This window comes from Shewanella sp. Scap07 (assembly GCF_013394145.1).
Lineage (GTDB): Bacteria > Pseudomonadota > Gammaproteobacteria > Enterobacterales > Shewanellaceae > Shewanella > Shewanella waksmanii.
Window position 1 is genome coordinate 1,407,976 of the sequence record NZ_CP041329.1, and the last position, 25,609, is coordinate 1,433,584.

A 25,609-nucleotide genomic window follows, 5' to 3' on the forward strand; every position below is an offset into this window, starting at 1 on the left:
TGGGAGAACTAACCATGACACAAAATGCCCCCCACTTTCATGACGGCGCAGATATCGCGTTGCTTCAAGGTGAGTATATCGACGTATTTTCGTTATTAGGCATGCATCAAGTTGAGCAACAATCTAAAACTGGCAAAGCCACTAAAAAGTTATTGCTACGGTGCTTTTTGCGCGGCGCGCAGCAAGTTGAGGTATTAACGTTAAAAGATAAGCGTAAAGTCGCCACATTGAACAAGGAAGATGATGAGGGGCTATTTGCCGGTTTCATTCCACGTCGGGTAAACCCGTTTCCCTATCTATTGCGGGTGACCTATCCGCAAAGTGTGGAAGAGATTGTCGATCCTTATCAGTTTCAGTCTTTGCTAACTGAGCAAGATGTCTATCTCTTTGCCGAAGGCAAGCTTAGGCATGCCTATCAGTTTCTGGGCGCGAATCCCCGAACTGTTGATGGTATCGATGGTGTGCTGTTTTGTGTGTGGGCGCCCAATGCTAAGCGCGTGTCTTTGCTGGGAGACTTTAACTACTGGGACGGCGCTCGTCATGTGATGCGCCAACATGTCGCCCACGGCATTTGGGAGATTTTTATTCCTCAAGTCGCCGAGTACAGCCTATACAAATTCGAAATCATTGATCAGCAAGGACAACGCGAATTAAAAGCGGATCCATTTGCCAAAGCTATGGATCCGGCTCCAAGTAATGCATCAAAGGTGGTGTTGGCCGACGACTATGCTTGGCAAGATACATCATGGATGCAAGCACGCCAATCGCAGCAATGGCATCAACAACCGGTTTCAATCTATGAAGTGCATCTGGGGTCTTGGCGCCGTCAAGGAGATTCGGGCCAAAGCTACCTTGACTACACTGAGCTGCAGCAAACCTTGCTGCCCTATGTCAAAGAGATGGGGTTCACTCACTTACAGCTAATGCCCGTTAGCGAGTACCCCTTTGATGGTTCATGGGGTTATCAGCCCGTAGGAATGTATGCACCGAGTCATCGTTTCGGCAGCCCGGTTGAATTAAAGGCGTTTATTGATCATGCCCATCAATTAGGTTTGGCGGTCATTCTAGACTGGGTGGCGGCTCATTTCCCCAAGGATCCCCATGGCCTACGCCGTTTCGATGGTACCTGCTTGTTTGAGCATGACGATCCTAAACAGGGCGAACACCCAGATTGGGATACGTTGATTTATAACTATGGCCGCGCTGAAGTGCAAAGCTACCTGCTCAGTAACGCCTGCTACTACCTTGAAGAGTTTCATTTCGACGGTTTGCGCTTAGACGCCGTCTCGTCAATGTTGTATCTCGACTATAGCCGTGAAGCAGGGGAGTGGTTACCTAACGAATATGGAGGTAGAGAGAATCTGCAAGCCATCAATTTGTTAAAACGCCTCAATAGTGAGTTGTATCAAGCCTACCCGGGCATTTTGATGATTGCTGAAGAGTCAACCGCATGGCCGGGAGTGACCCAAAGTGTCGAGCATGATGGCCTAGGTTTTGGATTTAAGTGGAACATGGGGTGGATGAACGATACCTTACGTTACCTCTGCCGTGATCCGCTCTACCGTAGCCATCACCATAGTGAAATGACTTTCGGTTTAATGTATGGCTTTAGTGAGCAATTTATCCTGTCACTCAGCCATGATGAGGTAGTACATGGCAAAGGGTCGTTGCTGCACAAAATTCCTGGTGATGATTGGCAGAAATTTGCCACTTTACGTGCCTACTACGGCTTCATGTGGGGGCATCCTGGTAAGAAGCTACTGTTTATGGGCAATGAGTTTGCCCAGCGCGATGAATGGAACCATCAGCAAAGTTTAGATTGGCATCTGCTGCAGTACTCCCCCCATCAAGGGGTGCAAGACTGGTTAAAAGATCTCAATCGTTTGTATCAGGTGCAGCCCGCGCTATATAGCCAAGACAATTTGCCACAAAGCTTCAGCTGGTTAGATTGTGATAACGCCGATAACAGCGTGTTCTGTTTTATGCGTCACAGTCAAACCGAGTCGTTAATTTTTGTGGTCAACATGACACCACAAGTTCACCACGGCTATCGCCTCGGCCTGCCAACTGATCAGCAATACGTTGAGCTCCTCAATAGCGACAGCCAGCTCTATGGTGGCAGCAATGTTGGCAATCATGGGGTGATTGTGGCGCAAGCTCAGCCTTATCAAGAGTGTGAGTACAGCGCCGAAATTACCGTGCCGCCGCTAGCTTGCCTAGTAATAGGCCTCAATAATGAGGCTGACTAACATGTTAGTGACTCCCGGACGACCTTATCCGCTGGGTGCGAGTGTTGACGATAGCGGCGTTAATTTTGCGCTGTTTTCGGCCCATGCTACCGCAGTATATCTGTGCGTGTACGATGCCAGCGGCGTTAATGAGCTGGCTCGAGTGGCCTTGCCAAGACAAAGCGACCATATCTGGCATGGCCACATCGAAGGTTTGGCATTAGATTGCTGTTATGGTTATCGAGTTGACGGCCCTTATCAGCCTGAACTTGGCCATCGCTTTAATGTCAATAAACTGCTGCTCGATCCCTACGCTAAATTACTTCAGGGCGAGCTAATTGACCACCCAAGTCATTACGCCTATCAACTGCAGCATCCCGACGCCGATTTAAGTTTTTGCTCCCTGGATAGTGGCGATTTTATGCCTAAGTGTAAAATCGTCGACACCCGCAACCTCTCGCCTATCCCAGCGGTGGCCAAAGAATACGATCAAACTCAACCGTCACTGTCACTGCGGCGCAGCATTATTTATGAAATGCATGTAAAAGGGTTTACTCAGCTATTTCCGGATTTAACGGAGGCAGAACGTGGCCGTTTTAGTGGTATTGCTAACGCCAACGTAGTGCAATACATCAAAAATTTAGGTGTGACTGCGGTGGAGTTGTTGCCGGTACAGCAATTTGCCAGCGAACCTTTTTTACAGCAAAAGCAGCTCAGTAATTACTGGGGCTACAACAGTATCGGCTTTTTTGCGCCGCATCAGGCTTATTTAAACAATGCCGACATTAATGAGTTTCGGCAGATGGTGGCGGCGTTGCACCAGTCGGGTATCGAAGTGTTGCTCGATGTGGTCTACAACCACACCGCCGAAGGTGACTGCCGCGGACCAAGTTTGTGTTTTCGCGGTATCGACAACCTTAGCTACTACCGATTACACCCACAGCAGCCGCGCTATTACATCAATGATACCGGCTGTGGCAATAGCGTTGATTTAAGTAATCCCCATGTACTTAGGCTAGTGATGGACTCACTTCGCTATTGGGTTGAAGTCATGGGCGTAGACGGCTTTCGTTTCGATTTAGCCGCAACCCTAGGGCGCGAGCCGCAGGGCTTTAATGTCAATTCGAGCTTTTTCGATGCGATAAAGCAAGATCCGGTTTTGAGCCAAGTGCGTCTGATTGCTGAGCCGTGGGATATCGGGCCAGGCGGATACCAGTTAGGGCACTTCCCAATGGGGTGGAGTGAGTGGAACGATCGTTATCGCGATACCGTTAGGCGTTTTTGGCGCGGTGATGCCGGAATGTTGCCCGAATTTGCGCGGCGCTTTCATGGCTCAAGTGATCTGTTTGAGCACGCTGGGCGCCGACCGAGTGCCAGCATCAATTTCATTACCAGTCATGACGGTTTCACCCTTACGGATTTAGTGAGTTATCGGCAGCGGCACAATGATGCCAATGGCGAGCAAAGTCGTGATGGGCATCAGGAAAATTTTAGTGACAACTGTGGCATGGAAGGGGTCAGTCAGGACCTGCACATTCAGGCATTAAGGACTCGCCAATCACGTAATATGCTCACCACCTTGTTGCTCTCCCAAGGTGTGCCTATGTTGCTGGCCGGAGACGAGTTAGGTCATAGCCAGCAAGGTAACAATAATGCTTATTGTCAGGATAACACCACCACATGGTTGAGCTGGCAGCAGGACATTCAACGCGATGAACAGCTGCAATTTACCCGCAGGCTAATTAAGTTACGCCAGCGCTTCCCGTTGTTATGCCATCGAGAATACATCCACGATTCATGCACCACAGGTAGCCCGGCTTTGGATTGGTTTTGCCGCCAAGGTAGCCCAATGACCAAGACCCTTTGGAGCGAAGCGCAAACGCGTACTTTAAGTGTCGTGATAAGTGGCGAGCTTGAAGCGCAACCCCAATGCCGACAAGCCTTGCTACTCATGCTCAACGCCGATGATGAGTCATTGCATTTTACCTTACCGACAATCTCAGGTATCAGCCACTGGGACTGCCTTATCCATACCCAAGACAGTGGTTTTGATAGCGAAACTAAGGGCTATTTCGCCGGTGGCGCAGCAAAGCAGTTTTTACTGCAAAGCAAAAGCTTAATGGTTTTTTACGCCCAATTTGAAGGAGCGAATTAAATGAGCGAACAACAGGCAAGTAAGCCAAAACGCAGATCCGCTAGCAGCAAAAAAACAGCAGCTAGCGCTAAAAAGCCAGCGGCTGCTAAAGCCTCTACCACCGAAGCTTCCAGCACTACGGCTAAGACTTCCGCAACGGCTAAACAGCTTGCAGACAGTATGGCAAGACAAGTGCTTCATGGGCTTAATCGTGATGAGCAGGACAATCAAGAGTTGTTTAATGCCTTAGCGCAAAGCGTAAAAGAGTTGATGTTAGATGACTGGCGTCAAACCCGTAGTCAAGATGGCAGTTACCAAAACAAACAAGTGGCCTACTTATCACTTGAGTTTTTGATGGGCCGCGCCTTGGGCAATGCGCTACTGAATCTTGATATTGATACCGAGGTGCGCCAAGCGTTGCTGCCTTATTCTCAACTGCTAGAAACCATTGCCGAGCAGGAGCATGACGCGGGATTAGGCAATGGTGGCCTAGGGCGATTAGCCGCTTGTTTTCTTGATAGTTGCGCCAGTATGGATTTAGCCGTTGTAGGCTATGGCATCCGCTATGAATATGGCATGTTCAGTCAAAAAATACAGGACGGTTATCAGGTAGAGTGTCCGGACCGTTGGTTAAGGGATGGCAACCCTTGGGAAGTGCGCGTGCCGGCGCATAATGTCACAGTGCCTTTCTTTGGTCATACCGAGTCCTATGTGGACAAACATGGTCGTCGGCACATGACCTGGGTCGATACCCAAGATGTGTTGGCCGTAGCTTACGATATGCCTGTGCCGGGTTATCGCAACAAGCGCATTAATACCCTGCGACTGTGGAAATCTGAAGCCACCGATGATTTTGACTTAGCTGAATTTAACCAAGGCGATTATGCCGAAGCGGTTGCACGTAAAAACCAAGCTGAACAAATCACCATGGTGCTTTACCCGAATGATGCCAGTGAGAACGGCAAAGAGCTGCGCCTGCGTCAGCAGTACTTTTTATCTTCAGCAAGTTTACAAGATCTATTGAAGCAGTATGTTGCCGTACATGGTGAAGACTTTAGTCAGTTTGCCAAACTGCACGCGATTCAGCTCAATGACACCCATCCGAGTATTGCCATCCCTGAGCTGATGCGCTTGCTGATTGATATTTATGGGCTTGAATGGGATGACGCCTGGCATATCACCACCCATACCATGGCGTATACCAATCACACGTTATTACCCGAAGCCCTAGAGCGCTGGCCGGTGCGCTTATTTGCCCACATGCTGCCTAGGCTGCTGGATATCATTTATGAAATCAACGCCCGCTATTTAGATTTGGTTGCCCATGAGTGGCCTGGTCAATGCGAAAAGCTGCGGGCGATGTCGATTATAGAAGAAGGTGATGAGCCACATATCCGCATGGCGTATTTAGCCATCGTAGCCAGTTTTTCAGTAAACGGCGTGGCGGCACTGCATACGCAGCTGTTAACTGCTGGCCTGTTTAAAGATTTCTACCGCCTATGGCCTGAGAAATTTAACAACCGCACCAATGGTGTGACTCCGCGGCGTTGGCTAGCTCATGCCAACCCAAGGTTGAGTCAGCTGTTAAATAAACGTCTTGGTAGTGGTTGGGTAACGGACCTACACCTGCTAAGTAGCCTCAGTGCCTTTACCGATGATGATAAGTTGATTAGCGACTGGCAGCGGGTTAAGCAGCAAAACAAAGTTGAGCTAGCACAATTGATTAAACAAGAGTGTCAGGTCGAGTTTGATGCCAACATGCTGTTTGATGTGCAAGTTAAACGCATTCACGAATACAAACGGCAGTTGCTCAATATTTTGCATGTTATCCACCTCTACCAGCAGATTTTAGCCGGTAAGACCCAAGATTTGGTACCGCGCTGTGTATTGATTGGCGGTAAAGCGGCTCCCGGCTACGCCATGGCTAAAAAGCTGATTAAGTTGGCCAATAATGTGGCCCATATGGTCAATTCTGATCCGCAAGTGACCCCTTATTTACGGTTTGCTTTCTTGCCTAATTATAACGTCAGTGCAATGGAGAAAATTTGCAGTGCGACTGATGTCTCTGAGCAGATTTCAACGGCCGGAAAGGAAGCCTCGGGGACCGGCAATATGAAGTTCATGATGAACGGCGCACTCACCATCGGCACCTTAGATGGCGCCAATGTTGAAATGTTAGAAGAGGTGGGTGCTGACAACTTCTTCCTTTTTGGGCTAGATGCACAGCAAGTGGAAACCCAAAAGCGTGACTATCGCCCTTGGGAGTTTGTAGCAGCTTCCCCCGCTTTATCAGCGGTAATTGATCTCATCAATAGTGGGCATTTCAGTCTACTTGAGCCCGGTGAGTTTGATGATGTGATAGCTGGCATTTTATCTCCCACTGATCCGTGGATGACGGCCGCTGACTTTGAAGCGTATCGCACCACCCAAGTAGCGGTGGCTTACGCCTATCGCGACCCACACACCTGGACACAAATGAGTATTCGCAATACCGCCGCAAGTGGCCGTTTTTCCAGTGACAACACCATCGCGGGCTACCGCGATGCAATATGGGGATTATGAAAATGTTAGCAGTCGTCGGGCATGTCCCAGTAGTTCTAATTGAAGATTTAATCGGTCTTATGACGCAAGGAGCGCGCACTTATGCATAACCCAAGTCCACGTTATATCAGTAACCTAACCCGTGAAACCTACGCATTGATTCTTGCTGGTGGCCGCGGTTCACGCCTGCATGAACTCACCGACTGGCGGGCAAAGCCTTCGCTGTATTTTGGTGGTAAATTTCGCATTATTGACTTCCCCTTGTCTAACTGTGTTAACTCGGGCATTCGTCGTATTGGGGTGGTTACTCAGTATAAATCTCACTCGTTGATTCGCCATGTCATGCGCGGTTGGGGTCACTTCAAAAAGGAGCTGGGGGAGTCGGTAGAGATTCTACCCGCCTCACAGCGTTATTCTGACAACTGGTATCAAGGCACTGCAGATGCGGTATTTCAAAACATCGACATTATTCGGAACGAGCTACCTAAATACGTGATGATTCTGTCAGGTGATCATGTATATCGTATGGACTATGCCGGCCTGCTTGCTGCCCATGCAGAGTCGGGTGCAGATATGACAGTGTCGTGCCAACAAGTGCCTGTTGCTGAAGCAGCTGGGGCTTTTGGCGTGGTAGAGGTGGATGAGAAAAACAAGATATTGGGCTTTGAAGAGAAGCCAGAGGTCCCTAAACATCTGCCGCACGACCCAGAGCGCTGCCTAGCATCAATGGGGAACTATGTTTTCAACACCGATTTTTTGTTTGAGCAGCTTAAGCGTGATGCGCAAAACGAAGGCTCAGACAGAGACTTCGGTAAAGACATTATTCCGTCGATTATTGAAGACCATCAAGTGTATGCGCATCCATTTTGCAGTGGCTTTACCGACGATGAATCATACTGGCGCGACGTGGGAACATTGGACTCATTTTGGCAAGCCAATATGGAATTGCTATCGCCGACACCGGCACTGAATTTATATGATGCTAAATGGCCCATTTGGACCTTTCAAGAGCAGCTGCCTCCGGCTAAATTTGTGTTTGACGATGATGACCGCCGCGGTATGGCGTTGGATTCTATTGTCAGTGGTGGCTGCATTATCTCTGGCGCGACGGTTAGGCGCTCGGTGCTGTTTAATGAGGTGCGAGTATGCAGCTACTCAACCTTAGAAGATGCAGTGGTGCTACCGGATGTGGTGATTCAGCGCAACTGTAAGATCAAAAATGCCATCTTAGATCGTGGCTGTATTATTCCCGAAGGTACGGTCATTGGCTATGACCACCGCCATGACAGAGCCCGTGGCTTTAGGGTGTCTGAAAAAGGCATTACCTTAGTCACCCGCGACATGCTGGGCTTACCAGTGGGTTATGAGTAATCCAAGTAATCGACGAAATAGAAATTGAAATAATAATGAAAAGAGTATTGATGTTAGCGGCTGAGAATGCCGCTGTAGCGGGAGCAAAAGTTGGCGGGATGGCTGATGTTATCGGCGATCTTCCCGCAGCGCTGCACAATGAACATGTGGCAGTTGATGTGATGATGCCAAGTTACGGCTTTCTAGTGTCGCAGCTAAAAGCGCGCTTTATTGCCGATGTATCATTGCCATTTAGGGGGCAGACTACCTTAGTGAAAGTATTTATTGCCCCCCACCCCAATGTGGCGGGAAGTGCAATCTACTTGCTCGACCATCCCCATTTTGATGCGGGTGGCGCTATCTATACCAGCAACAATGACGGTCGGCCTTTTGCCGATGATGCTGATAAGTTTGCGTTAATGTGTGCAGCGGCGGCGCAAGTCATTTGCCAAGAGATAGTGGATAAGCCTGATGTGTTGCACCTACATGACTGGCACTGTGGTGTGCTAGCGCTGCTGCGCGCCTATGAACCACGCTTTAACGCGCTGCAAGCAATCCATACTGTGTATAGCGTCCACAATCTGTCAATACAGGGGCAGCGCCCCCTATGTCAGGAACATTCATCCTTACAAGCTTGGTTTCCTGAGCTGTTTGCCAAGCTAAGTGTCCATCATGATGAGGCAATGGCAAAGATCATTGATCCTATACATGCACAATGCTTTAACCCGATGCGCGCAGCCATTAATTTGTGCGATCATCTGCACTTTGTGTCACCAACTTATGCCAAGGAAGTACTGCTGGCGAGCGACAGTGGCAGCGGTCACTACGGTGGCGAAGGCTTGCAAGATGATATTGCCCAGCGCGCCGCTGAGCTGCGGGTACACGGCATATTAAACGGCTGTTTTTACCATGATGCGCCGCTAGAGTTACCTAAGCGTACCGAGCAAGACTTTGCTAAGGTGCTCGACTATGCCGAGCAATGTTTATTAAACAATTTGGCTAGTAACCAATGGGTAGCCAGTCAAGACCAAATCGCCTTACAGCGCCTTAATCAGCTGCGGCGCGCGGCTAAAGCACCGTCGTGTTTATTAACCTCAGTTGGACGACTCACCAGCCAAAAAGTGGCGTTATTGCTTCAAGTCATGGCAGATGGCCGCTACGCCATTGAACACCTGCTGCAGTCATTAGCGACTGGGCAATCACAAGGGGTGTTAATATTGCTTGGTAGTGGCGATGAGCACATTGAGCAGCAATTGCGCCAGGTGGCAGGGCGTTGGCCACAACTACTGTTTATCAATGGCTTCGATCTGCCATTGTCTCAGCTGTTATATCAACATGGCGATCTGTTTATGATGCCGAGCTCCTTTGAGCCTTGCGGGATCAGCCAAATGCTAGCCATGAAAGCAGGCCAGCCGTGTATCGTGCACGGGGTAGGCGGCTTGAAAGATACCATTGAACATCAAGTCGATGGCTGGGTATTTAATGGTGATTCGCTAGCCGATAAAGTCGATGCCATGCTGGCCACGGTAACAGAGGCAGTCGCGATGACAGAGCAGCCTCAGTTTCAGTCTATACGTCAACAAGCTTTAGCCAATCGGTTCACTTGGCAAGATGTGGCGAAAGCTTATTGTGAAGAGTTGTATGAGTTTTAAATAAAAGTTTATTTGTTGGGGCGAGTTTTCGCTTCCAGTGAGTATTTGGCTAGTTATCTAGCGGATGTTTGATTGCGATATCAAGGTGGTAAATCGTCGTATTAATGACTGAGCTAATGAACGAAGGGCATGGATGCCAGAGAGTTATCAATTTGTCGATGTCCTCTGTCGTATTCATGTTGGGGGGAATCTGTTTTTTTGAGTTATAAAATGGTGGGTTGAAAAGTAGGCATGCCACAGTAAATTATTACTGTGGCAACTAGGTTGTGCTTTAAGTGTTTAATTCCCAACTCTTATCTCATTAAGGTTATTAATAAACTCTTGATCTGATTCTAAATTAAAACACTTCAATAGCGTTATGTTGGCGTTGTTTTTTGTTGGGATTTTAGGTGAGTATGTTTTAACTAATAGCGCTACTTCTTCGAATCTACTGGCTGAATAGCTGCTCATTTCAACAATTCCAGCGGTGATTTTTCTAATTTCAGTGGGATCCAAATTCTGAGACTTAAAATACCAAAAAAAACAGTTAGATTTCGCAAATTTCATGAGGTCATCTTCATGATTTACAGGCTTTTGGGCACAAGCGCTAAGCGTCAGTAACATGACGTATGCAGTAACCAATTTTATCTGTTTCATTATGCAGCTTCCTAAAAAAGTACATTATGGGATGCACTGGCATAATCTTTGAAAATGCACTTGCTACCATCCCATAAATCAGCAATACCAGTGCCATCACACCAACCACGCTGCTGTAGATAAAGATGGTATTAAGGTAGTCAGTGAGACTCAAAACCCAGTTAAACTCTTCAGCCTATCAGCCCTTTAATTGCCAATTTTGCCATTATTGTTAATGTATTTAACATCAAATTCCATGTGTTTCGCACAAATTTATATGACAGTTCTACCACCTTAAATGGCGCTCTACAGAATGCCAAAATGTGTCCGAGAATCCCCTTAACATCAGCGGCATGGCTCGTCGATATATCAATGCTATCGGCGAGTACCCGCGCAATTTTATCGTAAACAGTGAGGGTATTAGATATATCAGCTTGAATGGCATGTAGCTTACCTGATTGGTGCAGGTGTGTGATGATGGCTTCACCGATAATTCTTGCCCATCGCCTTGTCGGTGCGGCTTGCAAACGTTTGTCGTAGTCAAGTTTTACCTGCTTTTTAAATCGACTCTCTTTACCTTTATTGATGGCGTTGTAGTTGCTGAAACCTGACGCTGTATGCAAATAACCAGGAGTAATCGCCGTCATGCTGTGAGCTTTGAGGGTGATAGTCGTCGCGCCATGGAGTATATATTCATCCTCGGTATGAACAAATGGCCACACTGGTACTAGCGGCACCGGATCACCTGCGTGAACACAGCGATAGATTTCATTGTTGGTTGATGTGACAGTTTTTAAGGCAAAGCTGGGGTAGCCGACACGTGGTGCGCCAAAAGTATAAAGTTTAACCTTAGCTTTAAAGCGCTGTTTGAGCCAGTTTGCAGCAAGATTTGCAAGTGCGCCGCCAAGGCTGTGACCAACAACATGAACTTTTAGCCCGCTATTAGTTTGTTTTGCATTTTGCGAAAAATAATGCTCAAGTTGCTGTTTTATTGAGTTAAAAGTATGGTTAAAGCCAGCGTGAACTGGTTGGCCATTGCTGCAGCTGCTGATGCCACAATGTAAGTCAGTGATCATATCTCGTTTGCCGTCTGTGCCCCGAAATGCGATGACAAAGTCACCTTTAAATGGACCGGTTTTCCCTTGGGCTATACAACCGAAGGCTGTTTTATGTTTAACAAGGCGTTCTAAAATGGTACCACTGGTTCCCTTTATGGTTCTACTGTCAAAAGAAAAGCCAATATCCAGATCTCTGAACAGCTCGCTAGAAGTTATCCCATTTTTTCTCAAACTTGCATATGCTATTTCTGCGAAACTAGCAGCAATTCTTGGTGTTAATGTGTTCATCCCTGTAGCCATATCAAAATTTCCTGATTTGTAAACTAAAGCGCCCCTTCAATCATCTTTGCAAACTCAGCTTCATGATCAATTAAGACAAAGTTATCATTCCAACGACAAATACCTGAAGCTCTGTATCTATAGTCTGTTTGATGAGAGTTGAAGTAAAAACTAGTTTCATCATATGAAATGTCAGCAATCATAGAGCTAAGTTTCACCGCATATTCTTCAATGTATTCAATGCCGCTTGGCGTACTGGACCATAGCTTATACTTAACTCCGGAGATGTGACCTATAATCTGTTGATGAGTCATTTTCTCAGCAATTAAAAGTGAAGGCTGGCTTGAACGTAGGCTCATTGCTGGCATAGAAAAATTGCCATTGTTATCGGTATAACACTCATCTTCGGTGTATTTACCATCTGAGTAATACAGCCCCCTAGTTATCCTGACATTGGCTAAAGGTTGGCCGTTATTAACTAATCGACCTTTGACCTCTGGACACAAATGCACTTTGTGAGTGCCGATATGATTGCTGAGTTTTCTAAATATGTCTTTTAAAGCCATAACCTAGCCTTCGAGATTTCGTTAGCTGGTTTTCTTTGGTGGGAAAATTCATTGTAATGCTAACATCCATGTTTAAGCTTATTCTAAATTTAAATCCCGTAAAATCAATCATTGATTAATATTTAAATTCAGCGCGTTATGCGGAGGTGTGGGGCTGCGTCAAACCTGTGCTAAAGGGTTAGGAATTTATTGTGCTGATGAGATAGAAATTATGTAGGAGGCGGTTTTTGAGCTTAGATGAGCATATAAGCTTATTAGTTTAGTTTTACCTCTTGCCGAGGTAAGGATGGGGGATATCGTAGGGAAGTATATGGTAGTTGCTATATCTGAGTATCTAAAAGAAAGGCACGGGTGTTGAGCACTGGCTTTATAGGCATATCTACGTCAGTTGGGTCATGCAATCTCAAGTTAAAAGCAGCAGTTTATGCGTTACTTTTTCAATATTACATATTTTTATATGGTGAAATTGTTTATTACATCCCACTAGGAGGGATAAACGAGGTTCGCTCTTGAAAAATGCGACAAAACACTGCTATCTTATTGATTAATAATAGCTAGTGACTATTTATTCAACTATGAAAACAAGGAAGCGTTTATGTGGACTGAACAAGCTCAAGAGATCATTATGGACATGGAAGAGGTTGATGAACGTTACCGTCCAACACACTTTTGGCAGTTTGGTGCCAGTACTTTGCAAGCTGAACTGGAGTTGCATGGTATAGAAAATTTTCGCTCCTTAAAAGGGGCACTATCTTTCTTTGTACCTACCTATCGTTTTCATGGATGGGCGACACAAGAAGATAAATATCAATCGATGTTAAATTGCACGCAAAAACAGTTAGAAGGTGATCATAAAGCTTGCTTATCGATGCAAGACTTTTTATCCGGTGAAATGCATGCCAGAAACGATTATCGCGTTTTTACTGCTAGTAATATAGATAAAGCCCCATTCGTTGAGAGTTTTAGTGAAAGCCAAGTAGGCAAGCCAAAGGGTCAGTTTGAGTTTGAAGGGAAGTATTACAGCCGTTCAAGTTTAAACTACTTACTAGGGCTAAATTTTTTGAAAAAACATGTTACTGAGGTGCCAATTAGAACAGTATTGGAGATCGGTGGCGGTTTTGGATCGCTTGGTGAAATATTGCTTAAAGATCAACGTAATAAAACATTTTATATGAATGTCGATATTTCACCGACTTGCCTTTTTTCTACCTACTATTTACAACAGAACTTCGGCAAGGAACGCATTGCTGACTATAAAGCGACAAAGAAGTTACCCGATCTCTCTTTGAACACTTTATCTGAGCTTTATGATGGTGCGGTCTTATGCCCTTGGCAGTTGCCAGAAGTGTCCGGCGAGCTCGATTTATTCGTGAATTTTATTTCGTTTCAAGAGATGGAACCTGACATCGTTGCTAACTATTTAGAACACGTAGCGCGCTTAGAATGTAAGTATGTTTTGCTAAGAAATTTGAAAGAAGGTAAGCAGCTTGCCACCGAAGGTAGTCATGTGGGAGTCAAACAACCGATAAAAGGTGAAGACTATGACAAGTTTTTACCGGATTATGAGTTGGTAGCAACAAATGTTCATCCATTTGGTTTTGAAACGATAGATGGTTTTAACTCCGAATTAAGGCTTTATAAGAAAAGATATCCGATAATGTAAGTTATTATTTAGCTGAAAAATTTTGATTAGCGCGTACAAATGAATACAAGCCAAGTGCGCCTATGTTGGAAGCCTAATTAGTGTAAATAGTGGTATAGCATTGATAAAACACTATTTGCACCGCTTAGTTTGCATTGGATGGGATTTGATGAGTGAAATCATTCTAGAGTCTATTATCCGCTGCCCAAAGTGCGGAGTTAAGAAAAAAGAAGTCATGCCAACTGATGCTTGCCAACACTTTTATGAGTGAACATCTTGCCGTCAACTTCTAAAGCCTTTAGCGGGAGACTGTTGTGTTTTGCTCTTTTGGCACAGTTAAGTGCCCGCCAATTCAAAACGGTAGTGGCTGTTGTCGTTAGCTCAGATACATGTTGTTTAGATGAATGCTGAACAGTGAGCCAACGCTCTTGTCTTTGCTAATTGGGTTTACAATGGATCACACCTTATTGAGGTGTGATCCTTCTTTGTTATTGCAACAAGCTGCCATCAATCTCATGAAATTTCACTGCTGAGTCGATGAGCGCTTTGGCGGTGAGTTGAGGTACGCCATACACTTGGGTTTCGATACCGTATTTGTGGGCGATGTGACCTAGTAATAGGGCGAAGTCGCCGTCTCCAGACAGTAAAATAATGCTATCGACTTCACTGGCTGCTTCCATGATATCGATGGTGATGCCGACGTCCCAATCGCCTTTGGCACTACCATCACTGCGCTGAATAAAAGGTTTGAGTTTGACTTCAAAGCCAATGTGTTTCAGTGCATCTTGAAATTTGAGCTGACCATCGTCACCGCGGTGAATTGCGTAGGCGTTGGCAATGGCAATCTCCCCTTCATAGCCTAAATGTTGCCATAGTTTGCGATAGTTAAACTGACGGCCATAGGCCTCTTTGCAGGTGTAGTAGATGTTTTGCACATCGACAAAAATGGCAAGTTTTTTCACTTGGTGCTCCAAGGGGTGAGTATGCTGCTCACCATACCGTAGCAGTGGGCAATATTGAAGGCTTGCCTGTTAAATATCTGGGTTATCGGGCTGATAGCGCATGGCGATAAGCTGAGGTTCGCGTTGCTGATAGCGTCGCAGTAATTGGGCGATATCATTGTGTAGCTCTTCAGTTTGTTCAAACTGCTGCTGGCGATAGAAATTGACTAAGCTGGGTAAGCAAAAAAGGTAAGTTGGCTTTGCTGTTAGTTTGGGCGTAATGGCGGTGAGTAGCTGCTTGCCAAAGCCTTGATACTGTTTTTCTGGCCTGACGAGCATCCCGGTAAGTAGCAGGTTTTCTCCTATTGGTCGCAGTCTCAATGTGGCGATGATGTTGTTAACGCTAACGGCGATTGCTGATGAACTGCAGCCGTCAACGAGTGTAGCAATATGCTCGCGCGCATTGGGTTTCGCATTGGGCATATACAGGCGATAAAACTGCTTAACTTGCTGACGGGATTCGGGGTCAGCTATCCATACTATTTGCATGGTCGCAGCATGGCTTATGCAGATCTCTATTGCAAGAGACTTGCTGACAAACTGTCGGTTTTTAGTGATCAATGTGGCCAGTTTGTTAGTGACGATTCTTGGGTTTGTTAACAGAAATTGTTTGTTACAAGCTTTTGTTACTATTAGATAAGTTATTTGCGCAGCTTTACATTCATTTACTCTAATTTTTCAGGTTTTTTCTTTAAAATAGTCCCTAGTATCGGTCTCTTTTGTTGGCAGTAGTTATCATGAAAAAAAGCCTTATTTTAATCCCTCTTGTGGCGGCAGTTATTGCCGTGATTGGTTACAGCAGTTTAAGCGAAGCAAACAAAGGCCAACCTAAAGCAAAGTCTGTGCGGGTGGTACCTGTTATGACGGGGATTGTTGATGAGCATGAGCTGTCCCAACAGATCACCTTGATTGGTAAATTAGAGGCCAATCAATCGGTGTACATTGCCCCTGAAGTGCAGGGCAAGATTAAGACGATTAACGTCAATGCCAATGAAGCCATCACCGCCGGTCAGGTGCTTATTGAGTTAGAAGATGCGCGGGCAAAATCTAATTTGATTGAAGCCAATGCCTACCTGCTAGATGAAAAGCGTAAACTGGCCGAGTTTAATCGCTTGATTGATAGTAATGCCATCACCCAAACAGAGATTGATGGTCAACAAGCCAGCGTTGAAATGGCGGCGGCGCGTTTAAGCGCTGCACAAGCCGAACTAGACTATCATTACATTCGTGCCCCCTTTTCTGGTACTGCGGGTTTAGTTGATTTTAGCTTGGGTAAAATGGTGTCCGTGGGTAACGAGTTGCTTAGCTTGGATGATCTGTCTTCAATGCGCCTAGATATTCAAGTGCCCGAAACCTATTTGTCGCAGATTAGTGTGGGGATGCAAGTGAGCGCCACCAACCGCGCTTGGCCCAAAGAAGTGTTCTTTGGTGAAATTGTGGCGATAGATCCACGCATTAACCAAGATACCCTCAACATGAAAGTGCGGGTTAACTTCGATAACAGTAAAAAACAGTTAAAGCCAGGTATGTTAATGTCGGCCAATTTAACCTTTCCGGCTGTGTTAGAGCCAGTTATTCCGGTGCAGGCGTTGGAGTACTCAGGTACTAAACGTTACGTGTATGTGGTGGATGAGCACCAAATGGCTAAACGCACTCAAGTGACCTTAGGTGCCCGTATTCAAGATGAAGTGTTAATTAGCGAAGGCGTTAACGTTGGCGATCGTATCGTGGTACAAGGATTAGTGAACATGCGTGACGGCTTGAAGGTCGATGATTTAAGTATTACTGCCGATACGCAAATTGCCGATATTGATGACGCTCAGCCTCTAGGGAGCCGCGGTTAATGTTGTTATCTGATGTGTCGGTTAAACGGCCGGTTGTTGCCATCGTTTTAAGCTTACTGCTATGTGTGTTCGGCATTGTGTCGTTCTCTAAACTGGCAGTCCGAGAAATGCCCGATGTAGAAAGCCCTGTGGTTACTGTGATGACCACCTATGAAGGCGCATCTGCGACCATCATGGAAAGCCAAATTACCACCGCGATTGAAGATGAACTTACTGGCATTAGTGGTGTTGATGAAATTACTTCGGTAACCCGTAATGGGATGTCACGTATTACTATCGTGTTTGATCTCGACTGGAATTTAACCGAAGGGGTGAGCGACGTGCGTGACGCGGTTGCCCGTGCTCAGCGCCGGCTACCAGATGAAGCTAACGATCCGATTGTCTCCAAAGATAACGGATCCGGTGAGCCGTCGGTATACATCAACCTTAGCTCGTCAGTGATGGACCGCACCCAGCTAACGGATTATGCCCAGCGGGTATTAGAAGACAGATTTAACCTCATCACAGGGGTGAGTTCGATTGATATCTCTGGTGGCTTGTACAAAGTGATGTACGTGCAGCTTAACCCAGAGCTGATGGCAGGCCGTAATGTCACTACCTCTGATATTATTTCGGCATTGAATACCGAAAACGTTGAAACCCCTGGAGGGGAAGTACGCAACGATACCACAGTGATGACGGTGCGTACCGCGCGGTTATATCACCACCCAGAAGATTTTGATTATCTGGTGGTGCGCACAGCCGAAGATGGCACGCCAATTTATCTAAAAGATGTAGCTTCGGTCTTTATTGGCGCTGAGAATGAAAACTCCACCTTTAAAAGTGATGGTGTTCCTAATTTAAGTTTGGGCATTATTGCGCAATCTGACGCCAACCCACTTGAGGTGGCCAAAGGGGTTCACCAAGAAGTTGAGCGTATTCAAAAGTTCTTGCCTGAAGGTACAGAGCTTACTGTCGACTACGACTCTACGGTATTTATTGACCGTTCTATTAGCGAAGTTTACAACACGTTATTTATTACTGGTGCCTTGGTTGTGCTGGTGCTGTATATCTTTATTGGCCAAGCACGCGCCACGTTAATTCCTGCGGTGACGGTACCGGTATCGCTAATTTCAGCGTGTATCGCGGCCAACTTCTTTGGTTTCTCTATTAACCTACTGACCTTAATGGCACTGATTTTGGCCATCGGCTTAGTGGTCGATGATGCCATTGTGGTGGTGGAGAACATGTTCCATCACATTGAACGTGGTGAGCCGCCATTACTTGCAGCCTATAAAGGTGCACGAGAGGTGGGCTTTGCGGTTATGGCTACCACTGCTGTTTTGGTCATGGTGTTTTTGCCTATCTCCTTTATGGACGGTATGGTCGGGCGATTATTTACCGAGTTTTCTGTGATGCTTGCCATGGCGGTTATCTTTTCATCGATTGTCGCGCTCACATTAACGCCGGTTCTGGGCAGCAAAATCTTAAAATCTGAGGTGAAGCCCAATGGCTTTAACGTATGGGTCGATAAGCTGTTTGCAGCGCTTGAGCGCAATTATCGCCGCGCGGTAACGCTGGCGGTAAAATGGCGCTATGGCGCCCCAGCTATCATTGTGTTGTGTATAGCAGGCAGCGGTTGGCTGCTTAATCAGGTGCCCGCGCAACTGGCTCCGCAAGAAGACCGTGGGGTGATTTTCGCCTTTGTTAAAGGCGCTGAGGGCACCAGCTACAACCGTATGACCGCCAACATGGATATTGTTGAAGAACGCTTAATGCCTTTACTCGGTGAAGGGGTGATTAAATCCTTTAGTATACAGGCGCCAGCATTTGGCGGCCGCGCAGGAGACCAAACCGGCTTTGTGATCATGCAGCTTGAAGAGTGGCAAGACCGTGATATCAATGCGCAGCAAGCATTAGGAGTGGTAGCCCAAGCACTGCAGGGTATTCCCGATGTCATGGTACGTCCTATGCTGCCAGGATTTAGGGGCAAATCGAGTGAGCCTGTGCAATTTGTACTTGGCGGCTCCGATTACAAAGAGCTATTTAAGTGGGCGCAAGAGCTACAAGAAGTGGCCTTTGCCTCGCCTATGCTGGAAGGGGCGGATTTAGATTACGCCGAAACCACACCAGAGTTAGTGGTCAGTGTCGATAGGCAGCGTGCGGCCGAACTAGGTATTAGTGTAGCCTCGGTGTCAGAAACCTTAGAGGTGATGTTAGGTGGCCGCAGTGAAACCACCTTTATCGACCGTGGTGAAGAGTACGATGTTTATCTGCGTGGCGATGAAGACAGCTTTAATAATATGGCTGATTTGAGCCAAATCTATATGCGTAGTGCCTCGGGTGAGTTGGTTACTTTAGATGCGATCACTAAGATTGAAGAGGTGGCATCCGCCCACAAGCTGAGCCATACCAATAAGCAAAAGTCTATCACTTTAAAAGCTAACTTGGGCGAGGGTTATACCTTAGGTGAGGCGTTGGATTTCCTAGACGCCCAAGCCATTGAGATGTTACCTAGCGAAATCTCAGTTAGCTATACGGGTGAGTCAAAAGATTTTAAAGAAAACCAAAGTAGCGTCATGGTGGTGTTTGCGCTAGCGTTATTGGTTGCGTATTTGGTACTAGCGGCGCAGTTTGAAAGCTTTATCAACCCGCTAGTGGTGATGTTTACTGTCCCTATGGGAGTCTTTGGTGGATTCTTGGGACTCTATCTCACCGGCCAAGGGCTCAATATTTATAGCCAAATCGGTATGATCATGCTCATTGGTATGGTAACCAAAAACGGTATTTTGATTGTTGAGTTTGCTAACCAATTGCGGGATAAAGGCGAAGCGATTGAGCAAGCGATTATCAATGCTTCAGCCAGACGTTTACGTCCGATTTTGATGACTGCCTTTACCACTTTGATTGGTGCGATTCCACTAATTATGTCCTCGGGCGCGGGCTCTGAAAGCCGCATAGCGGTAGGTACCGTGGTGTTCTTTGGTATGGCATTTGCCACCTTTGTCACCCTATTGGTGATTCCCGCAATGTATCGCCTTATATCTGGCGCAACGCATTCACCCGGATACGTTGAGGCGCAACTCAATGATGCCATAGTGGCACAAGAGGCTAAGCTTAGCAGTAATCATTAGCTGCTGTGGCGTTAACCATTAAAAAGGCTACCATTAAGGTAGCCTTTTTTGTTGCTCGGCCAGTGCGCCGTTAAGTAATTGATTCGTTGAATCAAAGCGGCATTGATAACATAGTCTAATATGATATTTTAAAATGCGATAAATACTGTATCTTGTGCATGAATTGCTGGCTGACATTTTCGAATGCATTATGCGGCTTTTAGGGCGACGGAGTTGCTCAAAATTAGCTTGTTTAACACAATATTTCTAGGAGAACCTATGTGGCGCAGCCTGAGTTTGCTGGTCATTGTTTTAACATTAGCAAGCGGACAATTCAGTCATGCCGCAACGATAGTTGAACGCCTTCATGATGTAGAACAGGCTGCAAGCAGGAGCTTGACCATATCGATAGATGCGCTTGAGGAGTTGTCGACCCAGGTTGATAAGATGGATGTGCAGGAGCTTGGGATCTACTTTATGATAGCGACCGATCTTGCGGTTGTGCATCATGACGAGCAAGCTATTCTTGAGCTATTGGCACAAGCCAAGCAGTTAATGCCGGCTTCTGATCCGTCTCGGGCTTATTGGCTGGCTATTATCGAATTTAAATATCGCTTGTTGGTTGATAATGTTGGTCAGTACATAAAGCCATTACAAGCGCTTGAACCTGGCCTTAAACAGGTAGATTCAGTATATCTACAGGCCTACTATTACACTTCTTTGCACGTGGGATTGTTTGAAACTAACGTGCTGGATCTTGCATTAGATGCGGCCATTAAAGCGCAGCAATTATGGACAGAGTTAGCAAATCCACACCGTGCACTATCGAGCCAGTACCAAGTTGCGTCACTGAAAATGTACATGGGAGATGTGGTTTCCGCTGAGCAGGAATTAAACGCTGCGCTGCAGCGCGCTCATGAGATTGATGCCGTTTATAGTCAAATAGGCATCGGTCTAAAACTGGCCACTTTAGCCGATTTTCTCCAGCAGCCCGACGAAGCTATCGCTCAACTTGAGCAGATCGAGCGCCAATACCAGGTCAATCCACAACATCCATTTTATTGGGCTTTGATGTCACAAAGAGTGCAAATTAATGCCAAGCTAGGCCGTAATCGTCAGGTGTTAGCAGATACTAAGTTAATGCTCGCTAACGATGTACAAAGTTATTTTGCTAATCGGAATCTCATGCGTTTGCTTAAGGCATCGGCAATGGTGCGTTTAGGCGAAACAGCCAATGTGAGTCAGTTACTCGAAGAGGTGCTCAATGAGTACCAGCGAGTAGGTGACAAGTTAGGGCGGTTTGAAACCTTGCTGGTGCAAGCAGAGCTCGACTATAGCAATCAAGATATCGACAACTTGTTTAAACGCATGCAAGCTGTGGTGTTGCTGATCCGCAATTACAGTGATCAACAAGGGGCAAAACGCGCCGACAGAGTGGAAATGGCGGTAGAGTCAGAGCAGTATGCCGAGCAGGCGGCAGAGTTGTCTGAAGCGAATGCAGAGAACTTAATTGAAATTAGCGATCAGCAGCAGTCGATAGCTAGCAAAAACAGCCAGTTGTTTTTGCTGAGTGTATTATCGCTAGCGCTAATTTTAGTGTCTATTTGGCTCACCTTTGCTCTGCGCCGCATTCGTATTTTGGCCAATATTGATAGTTTGACGCAGATTTATAATCGTCGTAAAGGGCTTATCTCGGCTGAGCAGAAACTGAGCCGTGCAGTTAAAGCGCGTCAGCCATTTACTGTTGCGATTATGGATTTAGACAAGTTTAAGCAGATTAATGACGCTTACGGTCATGCAACTGGCGACACCGTATTGCAATCATCTGTGGCAGCTACATTATCTGTACTAGGTCAACGCGGTGAGATTTGCCGTATGGGCGGGGAAGAGTTTATGATTTTGTTGCCCAAGCATGACAAAGAAGCCGCCAGTCAGGTGCTGCAAGAGGTGTGTGCGCGCTTAACCGAGTTAGACTTCTCTGCCACCAATATGCAGCAACAAAAGGTGAGTGCCAGCATAGGCATGTGTGTATGGTCAGCAAATGCTAAGGTGGGTCCAGCAGGGTTGCTTGAGCAGCTGATAGCCCAAGCAGATAGTGCGTTATATGAAGCCAAAGCCGCGGGGCGCAACCGGGTGGTAAGCGCCGATTATCAAGCTTAGCTTGTTATAAGCTCAGTTTTTCACCCGAGAAGGTACCGCGCCATAATTGCTGGTCAATGAACAGTAGCTCGCCAGATTTGCCTTTTTTGATGCTGGAATCGATGGCAATCACCTTGTTGTTAAAGCGTCCTAGCACGCGCTCTTGTGAAGTGTGGCCAACGGCTACTCGGCTCACTTCAAAGTAAGCCAAAATCCGCTCAAGTTCCTGTTGCGAGTAATCTTCGTCAAAATAGCCGCGAAACCAAGTGGGGCCATTGCCAAAAAATAGATAGCTGAGTAAGGGATCTTGTTTAAGCTCAGCTTTGGTTTTATCCACATTGGTTCGATACAGCTGATTCACTTTATCGAGGGCCAATTTGCGGTTGACCCACTCAATATCAATGCCGCCATGCAAAAACAAAGTGTCATTGATTTTGACTAAGGTATTTTTCGATCTGAGCCATTGGCCGATCTCAGTGTCGCGACCATATAATTGATCGTAAGGTCGCTCAAGTAGCTGGCTACTTAGCTCATAGCGAGGGTGGATATACCTAAGATCGCCCCGCAGCACCATTTGCTCATGGTTACCCATTAATAGATGCAATTTACCGCCTGCAGCAGTTGCTTGGGCATCAAGTTTATACATGAGCCATAACACTTCATTGACCTGATGTCCGCGATCAAACATATCACCGGTCATTACCATATGGCCGTCGCCAAAGGTCCAGTTTTGTTGGGCATCAATAATATTGTGGCGTTGTAATAGCGTCACTAACACCTCAAATTGGCCGTGAACATCACTCAGCGCCACAATCTGTTTAACACCGCTGTAGCTATCTGCTGACAGCTGTGTGGCCTCAGGGTTGAGGCTTGGTTGTGGCAGTTGACCACAATTGTCAGGGCGTTGAATTTGTGCGTTTAGCTGGGTGTGGACTTGCTGTTTTAGTTTGCCATTGCAAATCCAATTGACTTGATGCTGCGTAGAATCACTGCCATCAAAAATGTAGGGGCCGTCATAAAACTCATCAATAGATTGCGAGCCGGCCGCAAAAGCCAATGGCGTTGAAATAACGGCACCCAACAGGGCGCAGTGGCGTAACAAGCGCGAGAGAATAAACATCAAAAGTTGCCTTTTATTATTGTACTAGTGCTATTACCAACCGATGAGGTAACGGCTACGTTTGTTCAGCAATGCCTTTATGACAACAGCAATGACATAGGAGATGGCTATCACCCCTAAGGTAACCACTAAGGTGGTAAGTACATTACCTTGCCCTTGTAAACTGAAAACATCTGGGCTGTTATAAATCATCCACCAAGGGGTAGTGATCCAGGGGTGAATGAAGTAGATGGCAAAACTGACATCGGCGAGCTTTTGCAAAGGTTTGATGCTGATGTGTTCAAACTTATTAAGAATGGCTAACAGCACTAAAGTCAGTAAGATTTTTTGTGGCAACATTAAGTCTGGCACGGTGAGTTCAAATGCCGGTTTGTTGAGCACGCCAGCGCCATAAAAGTGAGCCTGACCGATGGCAAGCGCAATGGCTGATAACAACATTAGTAGCCAATACTTATCGATAAACGGGAATAAGCGGTCGCGATGCTCTGAACTCCAAACTCCAAACAGATAGACTGGCAAGAAGTAAAATAACGACTGGATTGCGTTGAGGTTCGATTCTGGGCGGTGGATCAGCATCGCAACGACAAACAAGGGCAGCGCAAAGTGCATTAATCGCTGTGTTTTAAGCAAATGCATCACCCACGGCGATAAAGCAAATAACATCATCCCCATGGGGATATACCAGTAAGCCGTTAATGTTCGCCCAGTAATCACATACCAACTAGCGACCTCTGCAGGCCCAGTTAAATCGGTGTAATTGAGGTGCATTAAGGGGTCGGTACCGGCGGTGATATGCCAGACAATCCAAGGTAGCGACAACAAAAGGTAGGGCAGGAAAACAAATTTGGTTTTGTTCTTCATGTATTTTTTGTAATCCCAGCGATGGGCGAATACATGATGAAAGAGAAAGCCAGAAATAAATACAAAAAATACCGTGCCATTCATCATTAAGTTAAACCAGGCTTTATCGGCTAAGGTTTCTACTTGCCACCCCGCAGGGCGATAGCAATGGGCCATCACAATAAAGATTATTGCGATGCCGCGAAAATGATTAATGCTGTTAAGAAAGGCTTTCTTAGCTTGTGGCTTAGGCTGATCTCCACTGGCGCCCTTCGCGTCGACCTTGTCGTTATTGTTATTGGCAACGTCTTGATTCACTCTATATTCCTTGTTGAGTTTACCTTACAGTAACATCTTAGCACTAACATTAACCTAGCAGCTATCCTCAAAGACTAAACCGAGGTTAAATAGACCTAGAATCGATATTGGCTGAGACATAGACAGCAGAGCGAAGGCGCTGAATCAGCATGGTAGGTCATTTTCAGGTTATCCAGCGTAGTTTTGTATAGATTTAAGGAAGATGAATGACAAAAATTTTGGGGTTATTACTCATGTTGTCTGCCGCCATTGTGCCCGATGCCTATGGCGCAAGCTCCCAGCGGCAAGTTACTGAGCTGAAAATCACGACACTTTCAACCATGTTAGCCAGCCGTGGTATTGGTGAGTGGGGCTATGCCGCTTTAATTGAGGTCGATGGTAAAAAGATCTTGTTTGATAGCGGTTACCGTCCGCAAACCGTGCTGCAAAATGCGCAAGAACTCGGGATTGATCTATCTGATGTCGAAGATGTGATTTTAAGCCATAACCACGGCGACCATACCGGCGGCTTGCTAAGCATTGCCCAAGCCATGCGGGCTAAAAATCCCCATGCGATTAAGCGGGTGCATGTTGGTAAGGGGATTTTTGCCGAGCGGGCGAATAGTCGTAATAGCATATGGAAAATGCGAGATGAGTTGCTGAAAATGGGCGTAGAGTTTATTGAGTACGATAAACCAACAGAAATTTTCTCGGGCGTGTGGGTGACGGGCAATGTTCCTAGAGTGCATGACGAGAAAAATTGGAATCAAAAAGCCAAGCTCGTGACTCAGTCAGGGTTAGTCAGTGACATTGTTGCAGAAGATCTCTCATTAGTGCTCGATACCCCAAAGGGTTTTGTCTTGGTATCTGGGTGCGGTCATGCAGGCATAATCAACACCATGGAACATATTCAAACTAGCATAGGCCAAGGTAACATCACTGCGGCTATAGGTGGGTTTCATCTGGTATTTGCCAGTGATGATCATTTAGCTTGGACAGCAAAAAAATTACAGGGTTTTGGTTTGAAGCAGATGATAGGCAGTCATTGTACCGGTGTGGATGCTTTGTACACGTTGCGTCGATTACTTAAATCAGACCGTCAACATATGGTGGTCGGCGCTATTGGTGATGAGTTCAGCCTGAAAGAGGGAGTTAAAGCTGGCTTTATTGCGCATTAATGCTACCAAATATGGAATGTAAACAGTAAAACG

Annotated in this window: 17 protein-coding genes and 1 pseudogene; 11 read left to right on the top strand and 7 right to left on the bottom strand. The window is 46.3% G+C overall.

The genetic code is table 11. The features are described 5' to 3' along the window. The first annotated feature begins 14 nt into the window (after positions 1 to 14). The 5 genes from glgB to FLM48_RS06225 all read left to right on the top strand — a co-directional run bounded on the left by glgB (position 15) and on the right by FLM48_RS06225 (position 9,905). Positions 15 to 2,249 (top strand): 1,4-alpha-glucan branching protein GlgB, encoded by a 2,235-nt coding sequence (glgB, locus tag FLM48_RS06205; protein WP_179024057.1) that lies wholly within the window; start codon positions 15 to 17, stop codon positions 2,247 to 2,249. Then, positions 2,236 to 4,383, top strand: coding sequence for a glycogen debranching protein GlgX (gene glgX / locus FLM48_RS06210; protein WP_256871067.1), 2,148 nt, complete (start codon positions 2,236 to 2,238; stop codon positions 4,381 to 4,383). Before glgB ends, glgX begins: the two co-directional genes overlap by 14 nt. Next, positions 4,384 to 6,924 carry a glycogen/starch/alpha-glucan phosphorylase gene (locus FLM48_RS06215; RefSeq protein ID WP_179024058.1) on the top strand — a complete coding sequence of 847 codons (2,541 nt, stop codon included), beginning with the start codon at positions 4,384 to 4,386 and terminating at the stop codon, positions 6,922 to 6,924. Positions 6,925 to 7,005: 81 nt separating this feature from the next. Next, a complete protein-coding gene (gene glgC / locus FLM48_RS06220) occupies positions 7,006 to 8,274 on the top strand; it encodes a glucose-1-phosphate adenylyltransferase (protein WP_179024059.1) in 1,269 nt (422 codons plus the stop codon). 35 nt (positions 8,275 to 8,309) lie between these two features. Further along, on the top strand, positions 8,310 to 9,905 hold the full coding sequence (locus FLM48_RS06225; protein WP_256871068.1) for a glycogen synthase: 1,596 nt from the start codon (positions 8,310 to 8,312) through the stop codon (positions 9,903 to 9,905). 279 nt (positions 9,906 to 10,184) lie between these two features. On the opposite strand, the gene FLM48_RS06230 is transcribed toward FLM48_RS06225, so the two are convergent. The 3 genes from FLM48_RS06230 to FLM48_RS06240 all read right to left on the bottom strand — a co-directional run bounded on the left by FLM48_RS06230 (position 10,185) and on the right by FLM48_RS06240 (position 12,423). Further along, on the bottom strand, positions 10,185 to 10,541 hold the full coding sequence (locus tag FLM48_RS06230; protein ID WP_179024060.1) for a hypothetical protein: 357 nt from the start codon (positions 10,539 to 10,541) through the stop codon (positions 10,185 to 10,187). Between the two features lie 170 nt (positions 10,542 to 10,711). Next, entirely contained in the window at positions 10,712 to 11,866 is a 1,155-nt protein-coding gene (locus tag FLM48_RS06235) for a lipase family protein (RefSeq protein ID WP_179024061.1), read from the bottom strand. Between the two features lie 35 nt (positions 11,867 to 11,901). Further along, the gene (locus FLM48_RS06240) at positions 11,902 to 12,423 is read right to left on the bottom strand and encodes a DUF6795 domain-containing protein (RefSeq protein WP_179024062.1); all 522 of its coding nucleotides are present in this window, start codon (positions 12,421 to 12,423) and stop codon (positions 11,902 to 11,904) included. A gap of 595 nt (positions 12,424 to 13,018) precedes the next feature. Here FLM48_RS06240 and FLM48_RS06245 point away from each other — a divergent pair. Together FLM48_RS06245 and FLM48_RS22725 are read left to right on the top strand one after the other, a co-directional pair. Beyond that, entirely contained in the window at positions 13,019 to 14,086 is a 1,068-nt protein-coding gene (locus FLM48_RS06245) for a putative sugar O-methyltransferase (protein ID WP_179024063.1), read from the top strand. A gap of 148 nt (positions 14,087 to 14,234) precedes the next feature. Beyond that, a pseudogene (locus FLM48_RS22725) lies at positions 14,235 to 14,445 on the top strand (GDCCVxC domain-containing (seleno)protein). A gap of 108 nt (positions 14,446 to 14,553) precedes the next feature. On the opposite strand, the gene FLM48_RS06250 reads toward FLM48_RS22725, so the two are convergent. Together FLM48_RS06250 and FLM48_RS06255 are read right to left on the bottom strand one after the other, a co-directional pair. Continuing rightward, positions 14,554 to 15,027 (bottom strand): NYN domain-containing protein, encoded by a 474-nt coding sequence (locus tag FLM48_RS06250; RefSeq protein ID WP_179024064.1) that lies wholly within the window; start codon positions 15,025 to 15,027, stop codon positions 14,554 to 14,556. A 69-nt stretch (positions 15,028 to 15,096) separates the two neighbouring features. Next, positions 15,097 to 15,555 (bottom strand): GNAT family N-acetyltransferase, encoded by a 459-nt coding sequence (locus FLM48_RS06255; protein ID WP_179024065.1) that lies wholly within the window; start codon positions 15,553 to 15,555, stop codon positions 15,097 to 15,099. Between the two features lie 248 nt (positions 15,556 to 15,803). On the opposite strand from FLM48_RS06255, the gene FLM48_RS06260 reads away from it, so the two are divergent. The 3 genes from FLM48_RS06260 to FLM48_RS06270 all read left to right on the top strand — a co-directional run bounded on the left by FLM48_RS06260 (position 15,804) and on the right by FLM48_RS06270 (position 22,162). Next, complete coding sequence (locus FLM48_RS06260) at positions 15,804 to 16,910, top strand: efflux RND transporter periplasmic adaptor subunit (protein WP_179024066.1); 1,107 nt, start codon at positions 15,804 to 15,806, stop codon at positions 16,908 to 16,910. Beyond that, positions 16,910 to 20,023 (top strand): multidrug efflux RND transporter permease subunit, encoded by a 3,114-nt coding sequence (locus FLM48_RS06265; RefSeq protein ID WP_179024067.1) that lies wholly within the window; start codon positions 16,910 to 16,912, stop codon positions 20,021 to 20,023. The genes FLM48_RS06260 and FLM48_RS06265 overlap by 1 nt, the downstream gene beginning before the upstream one ends. Positions 20,024 to 20,281: 258 nt before the next feature. Then, the gene (locus FLM48_RS06270) at positions 20,282 to 22,162 is read left to right on the top strand and encodes a diguanylate cyclase (protein WP_179024068.1); all 1,881 of its coding nucleotides are present in this window, start codon (positions 20,282 to 20,284) and stop codon (positions 22,160 to 22,162) included. A 4-nt stretch (positions 22,163 to 22,166) separates the two neighbouring features. On the opposite strand, the gene FLM48_RS06275 is transcribed toward FLM48_RS06270, so the two are convergent. Together FLM48_RS06275 and FLM48_RS06280 are read right to left on the bottom strand one after the other, a co-directional pair. After that, on the bottom strand, positions 22,167 to 23,261 hold the full coding sequence (locus FLM48_RS06275; protein WP_179024069.1) for a metallophosphoesterase: 1,095 nt from the start codon (positions 23,259 to 23,261) through the stop codon (positions 22,167 to 22,169). A 33-nt stretch (positions 23,262 to 23,294) separates the two neighbouring features. After that, positions 23,295 to 24,419: an acyltransferase gene (locus tag FLM48_RS06280; RefSeq protein WP_256871069.1), complete on the bottom strand. Its 1,125-nt coding sequence runs from the start codon at positions 24,417 to 24,419 to the stop codon at positions 23,295 to 23,297. 206 nt (positions 24,420 to 24,625) lie between these two features. On the opposite strand from FLM48_RS06280, the gene FLM48_RS06285 reads away from it, so the two are divergent. Further along, a complete protein-coding gene (locus tag FLM48_RS06285; RefSeq protein WP_179024070.1) occupies positions 24,626 to 25,576 on the top strand; it encodes an MBL fold metallo-hydrolase in 951 nt (316 codons plus the stop codon). Positions 25,577 to 25,609: the final 33 nt, after the last annotated feature.